A 14625-nucleotide genomic window follows, 5' to 3' on the forward strand; every position below is an offset into this window, starting at 1 on the left:
TTTGTAAAAAACAACCTGGCCGCACGGCGCACGCTATGCCAGCGTCCGCCATGCAACTAGGCTGCTTTGATCAAACATTGCATATTAACGACGCAATCCAAGCTTCTCGATCAAAGCGGAGTAACGTCTTACGTCATTGTTCTTCAAGTAAGCCAACAATTTACGACGTTGACCAACCATTTTCAGAAGACCGCGACGGGAATGATGGTCCTTCTTGTGCGTACGCAAGTGGTCCGTCAAATTCACGATGTTCTCCGTAAGGATAGCAATTTGCACCTCTGGAGATCCGGTATCGGATTCATGAGTCTTGTGCTCTTGGATCAGTTGTTGTTTACGTTCTTGAGTCAATGCCATCCTATTCACCTCCTTCATATCAAATCGCCATTGGCCTCGTTGCCGGCGGTGAAACCGTACGACCAAGCCAAGGTTCCTGTTGCCAGCAAGAAATAAATTCCTCATAACAACGTTACATAGTATACCATAGCCTCCAGGCAAAAGTAAATGCCCGTTAAGGCGTTACACTTAGAAGTTGCTTGGCGCAAGCTGCATCATGAGTAATTTGTGCAACCAGTTCGTCCAGCGAGTTAAACTTGCGTTCTGGCCGAATATAGCTAACCAGTTCAACGGAGAGAGTCTGACCATACAAATCTCCCGAGAAGTCAAACAAATGCGCCTCCAGCCAGAAGACCTTGCCATCCTCATGAAATGTCGGCTTGACTCCTACGTTCATAACCCCACCATAGCTGTCTTGCCCATGAGTCGCTCGCACGGCATAAACCCCGCTAGCAGGTACTACATAATGCTCTGACAGCTTGAGATTTGCTGTTGGAAAGCCAAGCTGGCGTCCGCGCTTCTCTCCGTGCATGACGGTACCCTTCAATGAATAAGAGCGGCCGAACCAGCGATTGGCGTGCTCAATTTGCCCTTCTTGCAACGCTTTACGAATTCCAGAGCTGCTTACCTTCTCCCCGTTAATCAGAAAAGGGGGAACGGTGTGGACATCCAGAGCGTTCCCGCTCAGTTCGCGAAGCATCCCGGCATCTCCTTCACCACGATAACCATAATGAAAATCGAAGCCCACGACAGCCGTATGCACTTGAAGCGGAACGAGAATACCCGTCACAAAATCTTTAGGGCTGACTTGGGAAAAGGCATCATCAAAATCGACAATGTACACATACTCCACACCCATCTCCCGCAAAATGCGTTCTTTCTCCCCGGGCGGTGTCAAGTATCCGTCGTAATCCCCCTTCTTCATCACTTCCTTCGGATGCGGATGGAACGTCATCACGGAAGCAGGCAAGCCAAGCTCCGTTGCCAGCTTTATAGCGGATTCTATAACACTCGCATGTCCCAAGTGCAGTCCATCAAATTGTCCGATAGCCAGCACCTGCGGCCGGGAATGTTGCTCTATAAATTGTTCAGTTAACGGATAAGCCAATCTGATCGTTTGCATATTATATCACCTGCCATTTCCCACGGATTAGCACTTTAACTTATTTAGAGGTCGTCTTCCCAGGACGAAGCTGTTCGAGAAGTAAATTCGGGCTTCGAATCTTGAATTCAGCCGGACCTAGCATATGCTTCCGTAGTATGTTTCTTGCAGAAACATTTCAGTTGCTCACGTAGATCTGTCTACGCTCCGCTACTCACTCCCTAGCTTCATCCAACCTTCTTGGTCCTGTAAACCCGACTTTTTGAACTCGCAATTATGGCCTATTCAGGCAAGAAGACTTTGACCGCTCTAATAGCCCCGGTGTCTTCCTCGGCTCGAAAAATACCTAAAAACCGCTGCTCCGGATCATAAAGGCGGATCGTCTCTCCACGTGAAGCGGTTGGCTCAACAACGGCTGAGGACAGGCGCTGGCCTTGCAAAGCAGCAGCTACCTTCTCCGCAACCACCGTGTGAGCCGGAAGATGCCGTGCGCCATAATCCACTGGAAGTATGTAATCCTGTAATGTTCCAGCGGTAACATGGCTTGCCACCTGCTCCAACGTCAAGCATTTCTCTCCAGTAAATCCAGCGGACATCGTACGTACAAGCTGATTCATTGCGGCAGGCACGCCCAAGGCTTGGCCGATATCCACGCATAATGTACGTATATAAGTTCCTTTCGAGCAGAGAACACGGAAAGAGATTTGCGGATGAGGTCCCTCAGCCTGGAATGACAACAGTTCCAGTTCGTGTATAGTCACCTCACGAGGTTGCCGCTCCACCACTTTGCCTTCGCGAGCCAACTCATAGAGACGTTTCCCATCCTGTTTCAAAGCGGAGTACATCGGCGGAATTTGCAAGATCGTTCCGACAAAGCGGCTGAACACCTCTTCCAACTGAGCTTCTGTCACGGCAATATGATCGGCTTCTTCTACCACATTCCCCGTCATATCCTCTGTATCGGTGGCTATTCCGAGCACCAGGGTGGCCTCATATTCCTTCGGCAACTCCTGCAAATACTCAACCATTCGTGTGGCCCGCCCCAGGCATAGGGGCAACACGCCCGTTACGGCAGGATCCAGCGTTCCGGTGTGCCCGATACGCTTCATTCGCAGAATGCCGCGACACTTGGCAACCACATCATGTGAAGTAAAGCCTGTCGGCTTATATATAGGCAGTATGCCCTCATACGATGTCATAATTGTAGCCTCACCTGCTCCAGAACTTGAGGAACAATGGTGTTCAGCGTACCCTCAATGCGCGCGCCTGCAGCCCGGACATGTCCGCCACCGCCAAAGTGCTTTGCCACCTGGGCCACATCCACTTTACCTGCCGAGCGCATACTCACCTTGACCGCTTGTTCATCAATTACCTTGAACAACAAGCCTGTCTCAACCCCCTGAATATTGCGAGGGTAGTTCACAATACCCTCCATATCCTCGTGGCTTGCCCCCGCAGCTTGCAGGTCCTCATCGGACACCGATACCCAGGCAATAAGTCCATCATCGCTTAGCTGCAAACCGTTCAAAGCCCGCGTTAATAAGCGCAACTGTGGCAACGTCATCTGTTCAAGCAACAGTTCGGACAGAGCCGGCCCGTCTACACCGTACTCCAGCAGTATGGATGCAATCTCCATAACTTTTGGGGATGTGCTTGAATAGCGAAATCCGCCAGTATCGGTTAAAAGCCCGGTATAAAGGGCTGTCGCTACTTCCTTGTTCAACTCAAGCCCCATATACGCCACAAGATCATATAAAATTTCAGCCGTCGCTGCAGCATCAGGCACCACCAAATTGACTGTACCAAAGGCATCATTCGTCGGATGGTGGTCAATATTCAGCAGTTTCGCACCTTCTTCGAACCAGTCTTTGGTCTTCCCAACCCGTTTAAAATCAGCACAATCCACGCAAATAACATGCTCAAATTTCTGATCCAGCGGGGTTACCGAAAGATCATGGATCTGATTTGCCTGCCACAAGTAACCCATCCGTTTCGGGATAGGTCCTTCATTGACCATAACGTATTTTTTACCCAGACATGACAGAAGCCAGCCCACCGCTAGGGTGGAACTGACTGCGTCTCCGTCCGGCTGTACATGCGACACTACGAGAAAGTGGTCATGCTCCATCAGAAATTGTTTACTCTGATGCAGCTCCCGATTCATGGTCTGCATTGCCGTCTCCTTTTACATTCATTTATCGTGCGTGATATCGCCCAGTAACTTCTCAATTCGGCTTCCGTAAGCAATCGATTCATCAATCTTGAAGATCAGCTCCGGAGTATGGCGAAGCCGAATTCGCTTGCCAAGCTCCGTACGCAGAAAGCCGGTTGCTTTTTCAATTCCCTTCAACGACTCGTTTTTCTTCTCATCGTCGCCGAATACACTGAGGTACACTTTGGCCTGCGAAAGATCATTGGTGACATCGACGCCGGTCACGGTGACAAAGCCGATGCGCGGGTCCTTAAGTTCGCTTTGAATGAGCAAACTGAGTTCTTTCTTGATCTGTTCGCCTACGCGGCCGGTACGATTTTTGGCCATTTCTTCACACCTACCTTACTTCGGCTGCACCGTTTCCATGATGAACGCTTCGATGACGTCGCCTTCTTTAAGGTCATTGTAATTGTCCAAGGTAATTCCGCATTCGTAACCTTGTGCAACTTCCTTGGCGTCGTCCTTGAACCGTTTCAAGGAATCGATTTTACCTTCAAATATGACAATTCCGTCGCGGATCAAACGCATTTCCGCAGAACGGGTGATTTTACCCGAGGTTACCATACAACCCGCGATCGTACCCACTTTACTGATCTTGAACGTATTGCGTACTTCCGCATGACCAATAACCACTTCCTTGAAGACCGGATCAAGCATTCCCTTCATCGCTTGTTCGATCTCTTCAATCGCGTTATAGATTACCCGGTGAAGACGGATATCCACCTTCTCTTGCTCGGCAGTAGCCTTCGTCTGGCTATCCGGACGAACGTTAAAGCCGATGACAATAGCATTGGAAGCCGCTGCCAAAATGATATCGGATTCTGTAATAGCTCCGGCACCACTATGGATGATCTTCACACGTACGCCTTCAACTTCAATCTTCTCCAGCGAGCCTTTGAGAGCTTCAACAGAGCCTTGTACGTCAGCTTTGATGATGACGTTCAGGTCCTTGATCTCGCCTTCCTTGATGTGACGGAACAAGTCATCCAGCGTAACCCGCGTATTCACACCCAAATCCGATTGACGTTGGTCGCTTGCGCGCTTCTCGGCAATGGAGCGGGCTTTACGCTCATCCTCGAACACCATAAGCGGATCACCCGCTTGAGGAACCTCGGTCAGACCGGTAATTTCCACCGGAGTGGAAGGACCGGCTTCCTTCAGACGACGTCCACGGTCGTTGACCATGGCACGAACACGTCCGAAGCAGTTACCTGCCACAAAGGCATCCCCGACTTTGAGCGTACCGTGCTGAATGAGCATCCGGACTACTGGACCACGACTCTTGTCAAGCTCGGCCTCAATGACGGCTCCGCGAGCACGTTTGTTCGGATTAGCTTTGTACTCATTGACTTCGGCAACGAGCAGAATCATTTCCAGCAAACCTTCCAGACCGATCCTTTGCTTCGCCGAAACGTTAACAAAGATCGTATCCCCGCCCCATTCTTCCGGCACAAGTCCGTACTCGGTCAGTTCTTGTTTTACTTTATCCGGATTCGCGTCCGGTTTGTCGACTTTGTTCACCGCTACGATGATCGGCAAGCCTGCCGCCTTGGCATGGTTAACTGCCTCAACGGTCTGTGGCATAACGCCATCATCGGCTGCTACCACGATAATGGTAATGTCCGTCATCTGTGCTCCGCGAGCACGCATAGCCGTAAAGGCTTCGTGACCCGGGGTATCGAGGAACGTAATCTTCTTATTATTAATCTCCACCTGATAAGCACCAATATGCTGGGTAATCCCCCCGGCTTCACCACTGCTCACATTTGTCGAGCGAATGGCATCCAGGAGTGTTGTTTTCCCGTGGTCAACGTGACCCATAATCGTTACAACCGGAGGACGTTCCTTAAGATCTGCTTCTTCATCAACCTCTTCAAGTGTCTCGAAGCGATCTTCCTCTACCGGAATCTTCACTTCGACCTCGACTCCGAAGTCTCCTGCCAGCAGCAGGATCGTATCGATGTCCAACTCCTGGTTAATGGTTGCCATAACTCCAAGCGTAATCAGCTTCTTGATGACTTCTGAAGCATCCTTGTGGAGCAGCTTAGCGGTTTCACCAACGGTCATTGTACCGCGTACAATGATTTTCTTCGGCGTATTATCAATCTTCTCACGTGGTGGTTGTTGATTGCCGCCTCTACCACCACGGCCGCCTTTACCACCGCGATTGTTTCTGTAATTGCCGCCACGGTCATCAAAACCTCTTTGGTTGCGACCGCCGCTATTATTTCCTTTTCTCGCGCCTTGACCTTGACCCTGACCTTGGCCTTGGCTACGGTTGTTGTTGCTTCCACCGCTGTTATTACTTGGAGTAAAGCTGCGGTTTTGCTGCTGTCCGCTGCGATTGCCTCCACCTTGGCCTTGACCTTGCGTTTGGCCTTGGCGTGGTGCGCCCCCGCCTTGACTTTGCCCCTGACGTGGTGCTCCCGAGCTCTGGCCTTGGCGCGGTGCGCCTCCTTGACCCTGACTCCGGTTGTTGCCTTGAGGTCCACGGTTTGCACCGCCACCTTGTTGCCCCTGCGGGCGACTTCCTTGCTGATTGCTGGTAGGACGATTTTGTCTTTCCTGGACAGTCGTGCTGCCGCTCGTTACATTTTGAGTTGTATTTGGTCTATTATTCATGCTTACCTGCTTTTCCTGTTGATTTTGGTTTCTTGCCGAACTATGGTTACCTTGGGTTTGGCGTCCTTGCTCTCCGCGCGTTGCGGAACCCTCTCGGGTTGAAGTTTTCGGTGTCTGGCTTCCTCCTGCGGAAGCCGAAGCCGGCGATTTGGCAGAAGCCTCCGAACGCACCGAGTTCTCGCGTTTCGCTGCCGCATTGCTCTTGATATCCTTGAAGAATTGTTCCACTCGGGTCACGGCGTTATTCTCCATGACACTCATATGGTTGTTCACCGGGATATCCAGGCGTTTAAGAATGGTGATAATTTCCTTGCTGCTCATGTTGAGCGACTTGGCATATTCGTACACTCTGAGCTTATCTTGTTTTTCTTGTTTACTCAATATACTCCACCTCCGACGTTTTCACGATCGCTTTACGAATCATATCGGCAAACCCTTGATCGATGAGGGCCATGACAACCCTTTCCGGCTTCCCTACACTGTTTCCGAGCCGCTCGCGGTCAAATCCGACCATCAAGGGGATTTTGTAGGTTCCGCATTTGTCGCGAAACTTCTTCTGAGTATTGTCTGATGCATCCTTCGCTACAATGACGAGCTTGGCCTCGCCGGAACGAATCGCCTTCGTTACGATTTCATCACCGGTTACCAGCTTCCCAGCCCGCATGGCCAAGCCAAGCCCCGATAAAGGCTGCCTATTCATCTTCATGCTCTTCCTGCGCCCCAGCGGCGTTAAATTGTTCCTCTACGGCCAGGAAGTCGCGGGCTAGCTGCTCGTATACCTCAGCCCCTACCGGCGCCTTGAGCGCACGATCCAGCGCGCGATTCTTCTGCGCCAGCTTGAAGCAGGCCTCCTTGCCGCACAGATAAGCCCCACGACCCGACTTCTTCCCCGTCAGGTCGATCGATACTTCTCCTTCCGGAGAACGCACGATACGAATTAATGCTTTCTTGGGCATCATTTCCTGACAGGCTACACATTTGCGTAACGGCACTTTCCTTATCTTCATCACGCCACCTCCCGCTTAATCTACGGAGATGGAATCCTGAGGCAATTCGCTTTGTTCGGTCTTTTCTCTTCCGAATTCCTCTTCCGCTTGGCTTTCACTCTTAATATCGATTTTCCAACTGGTTAATTTGGCTGCAAGACGAGCATTTTGCCCCTTAATGCCAATGGCTAGTGAAAGCTGGTAATCCGGCACAATGACACGTGCCATCTTCTCTGCTTCGAACACTTGCACCTCCAGCACCTTGGAAGGGCTCAGCGCGTTGGCTACGTACTCCTCCACTTCTTCGGAGTAACGCACGATATCAATCTTCTCCCCACGCAGTTCGTTTACGATGGTTTGAACGCGAGTCCCTTTGGGTCCTACGCACGAACCTACCGGATCCACTTCACTGTTGCGGGAATAGACAGCAATCTTGGAGCGGAAGCCAGCCTCACGGGCCACGGAACGAATTTCCACCACGCCATCAAATATTTCTGGTACCTCCAGTTCGAACAAGCGCTTTAGCAAGCCTGGATGTGTACGGGACAGCAAGATTTGTGGCCCTTTTGTCGTATTTTCCACCTTCGTAATATAGGCTTTGATACGATCTCCGTGCTTGAACTTTTCATTCGGCATCAGTTCGTTCAATGGAAGATGCGCCTCGATCTTGCCTAGATCGACGTAAATGTTACGCAAATCCTGACGTTGCACGATCCCCGTTACGATATCGTCTTCCTTCTCGACAAAAGCGTTGTAGATCAAACCGCGCTCCGCTTCACGAATACGCTGTGTCACGACCTGCTTGGCCGTTTGTGCAGCAATTCGTCCAAAGTCGCGAGGCGTCACCTCGATTTCGGTAATGTCGTCAAGGTGATAATTGGCATTGATCTCCCGGGCCGCTGGCAACGAAATTTCCGTGCGCGGATCAAGGACCTCCTCAACCACAAGCTTGCGGGCAAATACCTTGATTGCTCCAGTATGGCGGTTCATATCGACCCGTACGTTTTGCGCTGTGTTAAAGTTACGTTTATAGCTGGAGATCAGCGCAGCTTCAATCGCCTCGAATAAGATGTCTTTACTGATCCCTTTTTCCCGTTCTAATTCATTCAAGGCTTCGATAAAATCCATACTCATTTGCCTCGAGTTCCCCCTTTCAATAGTCCCCTGTAGGTCACACATAATCACATACAATTAAACGTTGCAGATGCATATTTCTTTGCATAAGTAAAGCCGCGCCCGCCGCGGCCAATCCAGAAGATATAAGAATAGTCCGCAGGCGAAAGCTCCAAAAAAGGCCTGACTCATATCAAAAAATGATGGCTAATCTGGCGCTGGCAACTTTGCTATATGGAATGGCGTGACTCTTCTTCCCCGCTTCAACGACCAACTCGTCGTCGGTAAAGGAAAGAAGTCGGCCCTCAAATTCTTTCAGGCCGTCTACCGGTTCGTATGTAGTAATAAACACGTCTTTACCAACAGCCTTGGATACATCCTCGGCTTTCTTAAGCGGGCGTTCTGCGCCAGGCGATGATACCTCCAGAAAATAAGCCGAAGGAATCGGATCGTTCTTGTCAAGACGCTCACTCAAATATTCGCTGATTCGGCCGCAGTCATCAATGTCGATGCCGCCTGTCTTATCCACAAATACGCGCAGGAACCAATTGCTCCCCTCTTTGACGTATTCCACGTCAACCAGTTCAAAGCCGTTTTCCTCCAAATAAGGCGTGACCATTTCCTCCACGGTCGCTTTGATCTTTGGTGTGCTCAAGCGTACATTACCTCCATAGGTTCATTCCTGTATACCAAAGAGTAAAGAGTGGGTTTCCCCACTCTTTAAACAACGGTTCTATCTTCATGATTGCCAAAAAAATTATAACATAGTCCGGGAATAGTGACAAGTAAAACACCTTTACTAGCTGTTGTTCAAAAAATCATCTTCCGATCACGGAGCCTTTACAAGAAGCTTATTCGGCAGCGAATCTTGAATTCAGCCGGGCCTTCCGTTGCTCACGTAGATCTGTCTACGCTCCGCTACTCAGTCCCTAACTTCATCCAATCTTCTTGATGCTCCAAACCTAATTTTTTGAACTTTCACTGAAACGGTTGTTCAAAAAATCATCTTCGGTTCACGGAGCCTTTACAAGAAGCTTATTCGGCAGCGAATCTTGAATTCAGCCGGGCCTTCCGTTGCTCACGTAGATCTGTCTACGCTCTGCTACTCAGTCCCTAACTTCATCCAATCTTCTTGATGCTCCAAACCTAATTTTTTGAACTTTCACTGAAACGGTTGTTCAAAAAATCATCTTCGGTTCACGGAGCCTTTACAAGAAGCTTATTCGACGGCGAATCTTGAATTCAGCCGGGCCTTCCGTTGCTCACGTAGATCTGTCTACGCTCTGCTACTCAGTCCCTAACTTCATCCAATCTTCTTGATGCTCCAAACCTAATTTTTTGAACTTTCACTGAACGGTTGTTTAAAAAATCATCTTCGGATCACGAAGCCTATACAAGAGGCTTATTCGGCAGCGAATCTTGAATTCAGCCGGGCCAAGCGTATGTTTCCACAGTATGTTCCTTACAGAAGCATTTGGGTTGCTCACGTCTCCATGCTTTCCAAGTCATCTTCTACGAAAACGTGTAGCTCCGCTGCCCATCCAACTCTTGATGTCTACTGTTCTCAGTTCCCCCATGGTGCCGAGTACACTAATGGGAAATTCTCCAGCTAATTTGCCTAAATGGACTGAATTTGGCTATTTAAATGGAAAACCTCCTTATAAATGTGTGATTCTTACCCATTTTCAGTGTTTTCGGCGAAATTATATGGAGCATTTCCAGCTAATGGTTGATAATGGCGACAGCAGTAAATATTAGCTGGAGGATTTCCCGTTAAGTGGACAATTCCCCTCATGCGTCGCCACCAAACATCAGGTTGTGCCGGTAAAGGTCCTTGTAGATGTTGTGCGACACTCGACCATCTTTACCATGCATACGGTTTATCTTAGAATAATGACAGTTGATTACTTTCTGGCAGGCCGCGGAAGCAGCCCATGGAGTTAAGCAACTCAATAATCGTCTTACTCGCCTTGGATTTCTGCTGGAAGTCCTCAATGGACAAGAATTCGCCTTGATCCTTCGCTGCGGCAATATTCTTGGCTGCGTTCTCGCCAATCCCGGCCAATGCCGAGAAAGGAGGAATCAGGGAATCGCCGTCCACTGCAAACTTGGTAGCATCCGAGCGATAAAGATCAATTGGCTTGAAGCGGAAGCCCCGCGCCGTCATCTCAAGCGCCATCTCCAAGATGGATAGCATACTCTTTTCCTTAGGTAGCGCTTGAAAACCCTTCTGTTCAATTTCCTCAATCTTACGATAGATGGCTTCATACCCTTGACAGAACAACTCGATATCAAAGTCCTCACCGCGTACGGAGAAATAAGTCGCATAATACTCGATGGGATAATAAAGCTTGAAGTACGCGGTCCGTACCGCAGAGATAACATAAGCCGCAGCATGGGCTTTCGGAAACATGTACTGTATTTTCAAGCAGGAATCGATATACCATTGCGGAACCTTGCACTTCTTCATCTCATCGATCCATTCGGGCGTAAGTCCCTTGCCCTTACGGACGCTCTCCGTAATCTTAAAGGCCAGACCTGCATCCATCCCGGCTTTATATATAAGGAACAACATAATATCGTCACGACAGCCGATTACGGTCTTGATGTTGCACGTCCCGTTCTTGATCAAATCCTGGGCATTACCTAACCATACGCCGGTTCCGTGTGACAAACCGGATATTTGCAGTAAGTCGGCAAATGATGAAGGCTGCGACTCCACCAACATCTGACGCACAAATTTGGTCCCCATTTCCGGAACACCATAAGTAGCTACCGGCGTGCGTATTTGCTGTGGTTGTACTTCAAGTGCTTCCGTAGAGTTGAACATGCTCATGACCTTCGGATCATTCATCGGGATACTCGTAGGATCAACGCCAGTCAAATCCTGCAGCATCCGCATCATCGTCGGATCATCGTGCCCCAGAATATCCAGCTTCAACAGATTCGCGTCGAAGGCATGGTAATCAAAGTGAGTGGTTTTCCACTCGGAGCTTGTATCATCGGCAGGAAATTGCACAGGAGTAATATCCTCTACTTCGATGTAATCCGGCACAACCACAATCCCGCCGGGATGCTGTCCTGTGCTACGCTTGACTCCGGTACAGCCCCCCGCCAAACGGTTCAATTCGGCGCCACGCCATTGTTTGCTATGAGCTTCCTCGTATTTCTTGGCGAAGCCAAAAGCAGTCTTCTCGGCGACAGTACCGATCGTACCTGCCCGGAATACATTTTTCTCCCCGAACAATACCTTGGTATAATTGTGCGCTACCGGTTGGTATTCCCCCGAGAAGTTCAAATCGATATCAGGCACCTTGTCTCCTTTGAAGCCCAGGAAGGTTTCGAAAGGGATATCCTGGCCCTCACCCTTCAGCTTGCCGCCGCAATGCGGGCAATCCTTGTCAGGCAAGTCAAAGCCACTCGGCACACTACCGTCCAGGAACCATTCGCTATGTCGACATTCAGAATTTTGGCAAATGTAATGGGCAGGGAGTGGATTCACCTCGGAGATACCGAGGAACAGCGCAACGACGGAAGAACCAACAGAACCCCGGGAACCAACGAGATAACCATCCTGATTGGACTTCTTCACCAGTCTTTCCGAGATCAGATAGTTCGCCGAGAACCCGTATTTAATAATGGGCTCTAGTTCCTTCTCCAGGCGCTTGATGATGACATCCGGTAACTCGTCGCCGTAAATTGATTTTGCCGTATTGTAGCAAGTCTCCCGGATTTCGTCGTCCGCCCCGTCAATAATAGGGGTGAACAACTTGTCAGGGAATAACTCCAGCTCTTCAAACTGCTCTGCCAGAGCCACCGTATTCTTCACTACCACTTCCTGCGCCTTATCTTGACCCAGAAAAGCGAATTCCTCCAGCATCTCCTCGGTCGTCCGAAGATGAGCATCAGGTTTGCGGATATCTTTTAGCGGGCTGAAGCCGGTGATTCCGTGAATCGTAATATCGCGGAACAGCTTGTCCTTCGGTTCGAGATAATGCACATTGCCAGTAGCCACCACCGGCTTACCCAGCCTCATGCCAATCTCCACCACCTTCCGAACAGCCGTCTGGAGCTCATCCTTGCTGCCAACCAACCCTTTTTCAACCAAATGCATATACATCGTCAGGGGCTGAACTTCCAAAACATCATAGAATTCGGCTATAGCTTCAGCTTCCTCTACCGATTTGTTCAGCACGGCCTCGAAGAATTCGCCCTTCTCACAGCCGGACATGATTAGTAAGCCTTCGCGCATATCCACCAGCTTTGATTTGGGAATACAAGGTACACGCTTGAAGTATTCCGTATGCGACATGGAGACCAGCTTGAACAAGTTCTTCTTACCGATAGCATTTAGCGCATAAATACCGCAATGGAATGGACGGGAGTTGGATAAATCCTTACCCACCTTATCATTTAGACGATCCAGAGTCGTGTACCCTTCCATCTTGTTGGCATCCTCAAGCAGGCCATTCAGAATTTCACCAAGGGCAAGTGTATCGTCAATGGCCCGGTGATGATTCTCCAATGAAACTTTATACTTGGCGGCCAGTGTATTCAGCCGGTGATTCTTCATTGTCGGGAATAACATCCGTGCGAGTTCCAACGTATCCAGCACCGGGTTAGTCATCTCTGGCAAACCGAGTTCTTTCAGCTTGGCATTGACAAAATCAACGTCAAAACGGGCATTATGGGCTACGAGCACCGCATCTCCAGCAAACTGAACGAATTGCTTGAGTACCCCTTCTACGTCAGGAGCATCCTTGACCATCTCGTCATTAATGTTCGTCAATTGCTGAATATTATAGGGGATACGAACATGCGGATTGACGAAGGTGGCATAGCGGTCGATTTCTTTGCCCTCTTCCATCTTCACCGCAGCAATTTCTATAATTTTGTTCTGAGTGACAGATAGGCCGGTGGTTTCAATATCGAATACGATATAGGTCGCTGCCTTTAAATTGTCACCTCGGGCGTTCAATACTACGGCCACGTTATCGTTGACAACGTTCGCCTCAACACCATAGATCATTTTAATACCGTTCTTCTTGGCCGCCTTGGCCGCATCAGGATAACATTGAACCCCGCCATGATCCGTAACAGCTATGGCCTTATGTCCCCACTTGGCAGCCAACTTCACATAATCACCAATCGGCGCAACCGCATCCATCGTACTCATGGTCGTATGCAAGTGGAATTCCACGCGTTTCTCTGGAGCATTGTCCTTCCGTCCCGGTGGTGCGCCGATCTCACAAAGATCAGACGGGATCATTACTAATTCAGGAACCGTCATAAAACGGTCCATCTCCACCTTGCCGCGGGCTTTGATCCATTTCCCATTGGCGAGTTGGCCCATCACCTTCAAATCATCTTTGTTCTTGGCAAACAGCTTCATTTGCAAGGAATCCGAGAAATCCGTCAGGTAGAACATAAACAGCGTGTTCCCGTTACGAAGCTCCTTGCGGTCCAAGCCAAAGACGGTACCCTGAATCGTAATCTTCTTCTCTTCATCCTGGATTTGCTGAATAGGGACGGGCTGTTCCTTGATATCGTAGCCAAGCTGCAGCTTGATAACTTCCCCGTCAACCATTTCTTCCGGAGGCGCTTCAGCCGCTGCACTCTCCATCATCTGCTGAATGACTTCACGATTCTCTTCAACAATCCGCTGCTGAAATTCTTCAACGGCTTCATTCTGGTTTTCTCCTACTTGCATCTTCACACGTAAAACCAGGGCGAAGTAAGTCTCGTAAAAAGTGGCCGCTGCTTTATCAATATGCTTTTTGCCCGCTAATTCCAAGGCTGTAGCATCGCCAAGCGTAATAGTTATCAAGTCTTGCTCTACCTCAAAGCTGGCACGTGCCATCCACCCGTTAACGGACGGAATTTGACGCTTCACCCACTCAATAAACAATCCCCAATACTCGCTAACGATTTCCTTGGCAGACAAGTCAGGGCCATATTTAAATTCAAACGATATTGCAGCGATATGCTCCATCCGCTCTTTGATTCTAAGGCAATAGGTACGATAAATTTCAGACGGTACCAGTGTATCCTTGGCAATCGTAATCTTCCATTCCCGATTGCTCCGGCTGACCTCTACCTTCTCAATATGTCCATCAAGAAAATAGGGATCGATCAGCGGCTCCGGCACTTCAGCCTGCTTCATCAACAGCTCGAGCCGATTCCTCTTCTCCTGTATCCCGGTCATATTCTCTCCCTCCGTCTTGCTTGCTGGTGTTCCAAACCTACAACAAAAAAGA

General features: G+C 49.5%; 11 protein-coding genes. All 11 read right to left on the reverse strand.

All coding sequences use genetic code 11. From position 1 onward, the window contains the following. Positions 1 to 84 precede the first annotated feature (84 nt). Positions 85 to 354 carry a 30S ribosomal protein S15 gene (gene rpsO, locus AC1VOR_RS01625; protein ID WP_059053460.1) on the reverse strand — a complete coding sequence of 90 codons (270 nt, stop codon included), beginning with the start codon at positions 352 to 354 and terminating at the stop codon, positions 85 to 87. Positions 355 to 508: 154 nt separating this feature from the next. Next, on the reverse strand, positions 509 to 1456 hold the full coding sequence (locus AC1VOR_RS01630; protein WP_482615405.1) for a bifunctional riboflavin kinase/FAD synthetase: 948 nt from the start codon (positions 1454 to 1456) through the stop codon (positions 509 to 511). Between the two features lie 260 nt (positions 1457 to 1716). Beyond that, entirely contained in the window at positions 1717 to 2634 is a 918-nt protein-coding gene (truB, locus tag AC1VOR_RS01635) for a tRNA pseudouridine(55) synthase TruB (protein WP_482615407.1), read from the reverse strand. Continuing rightward, complete coding sequence (locus AC1VOR_RS01640; protein ID WP_482615409.1) at positions 2631 to 3608, reverse strand: DHH family phosphoesterase; 978 nt, start codon at positions 3606 to 3608, stop codon at positions 2631 to 2633. The genes truB and AC1VOR_RS01640 overlap by 4 nt, the downstream gene beginning before the upstream one ends. 18 nt (positions 3609 to 3626) lie before the next feature. Beyond that, positions 3627 to 3974, reverse strand: a complete 348-nt coding sequence (rbfA, locus tag AC1VOR_RS01645; RefSeq protein ID WP_059053468.1) for a 30S ribosome-binding factor RbfA — start codon at positions 3972 to 3974, stop codon at positions 3627 to 3629. A 15-nt stretch (positions 3975 to 3989) separates the two neighbouring features. Next, entirely contained in the window at positions 3990 to 6650 is a 2661-nt protein-coding gene (infB, locus tag AC1VOR_RS01650; RefSeq protein ID WP_482615410.1) for a translation initiation factor IF-2, read from the reverse strand. Continuing rightward, positions 6643 to 6969 carry a L7Ae/L30e/S12e/Gadd45 family ribosomal protein gene (locus AC1VOR_RS01655; RefSeq protein ID WP_059053472.1) on the reverse strand — a complete coding sequence of 109 codons (327 nt, stop codon included), beginning with the start codon at positions 6967 to 6969 and terminating at the stop codon, positions 6643 to 6645. Before AC1VOR_RS01655 ends, infB begins: the two co-directional genes overlap by 8 nt. Beyond that, entirely contained in the window at positions 6962 to 7276 is a 315-nt protein-coding gene (gene rnpM / locus AC1VOR_RS01660; RefSeq protein WP_482615412.1) for an RNase P modulator RnpM, read from the reverse strand. Before rnpM ends, AC1VOR_RS01655 begins: the two co-directional genes overlap by 8 nt. Positions 7277 to 7291: 15 nt before the next feature. Further along, positions 7292 to 8389 carry a transcription termination factor NusA gene (gene nusA / locus AC1VOR_RS01665; RefSeq protein WP_482615414.1) on the reverse strand — a complete coding sequence of 366 codons (1098 nt, stop codon included), beginning with the start codon at positions 8387 to 8389 and terminating at the stop codon, positions 7292 to 7294. 172 nt (positions 8390 to 8561) lie between these two features. Next, on the reverse strand, positions 8562 to 9023 hold the full coding sequence (gene rimP / locus AC1VOR_RS01670; RefSeq protein ID WP_482615416.1) for a ribosome maturation factor RimP: 462 nt from the start codon (positions 9021 to 9023) through the stop codon (positions 8562 to 8564). 1230 nt (positions 9024 to 10253) lie between these two features. Then, entirely contained in the window at positions 10254 to 14573 is a 4320-nt protein-coding gene (locus tag AC1VOR_RS01675; RefSeq protein ID WP_482615418.1) for a PolC-type DNA polymerase III, read from the reverse strand. Positions 14574 to 14625: the final 52 nt, after the last annotated feature.

The sequence above is a fragment of the Paenibacillus sp. 1SOY10 genome (genome assembly GCF_056836745.1).

Bases quoted from the DNA above. Each gene is read 5' to 3' on its own strand.
- rpsO (WP_059053460.1), bottom strand. From the start codon at position 354: ATGGCATTGACTCAAGAACGTAAACAACAACTGATCCAAGAGCACAAG.
- AC1VOR_RS01630 (WP_482615405.1), bottom strand. From the start codon at position 1,456: ATGCAAACGATCAGATTGGCTTATCCGTTAACTGAACAATTTATAGAG.
- truB (WP_482615407.1), bottom strand. From the start codon at position 2,634: ATGACATCGTATGAGGGCATACTGCCTATATATAAGCCGACAGGCTTT.
- AC1VOR_RS01640 (WP_482615409.1), bottom strand. From the start codon at position 3,608: ATGCAGACCATGAATCGGGAGCTGCATCAGAGTAAACAATTTCTGATG.
- rbfA (WP_059053468.1), bottom strand. From the start codon at position 3,974: ATGGCCAAAAATCGTACCGGCCGCGTAGGCGAACAGATCAAGAAAGAA.
- AC1VOR_RS01655 (WP_059053472.1), bottom strand. From the start codon at position 6,969: ATGAATAGGCAGCCTTTATCGGGGCTTGGCTTGGCCATGCGGGCTGGG.
- rnpM (WP_482615412.1), bottom strand. From the start codon at position 7,276: ATGAAGATAAGGAAAGTGCCGTTACGCAAATGTGTAGCCTGTCAGGAA.
- nusA (WP_482615414.1), bottom strand. From the start codon at position 8,389: ATGAGTATGGATTTTATCGAAGCCTTGAATGAATTAGAACGGGAAAAA.
- AC1VOR_RS01675 (WP_482615418.1), bottom strand. From the start codon at position 14,573: ATGACCGGGATACAGGAGAAGAGGAATCGGCTCGAGCTGTTGATGAAG.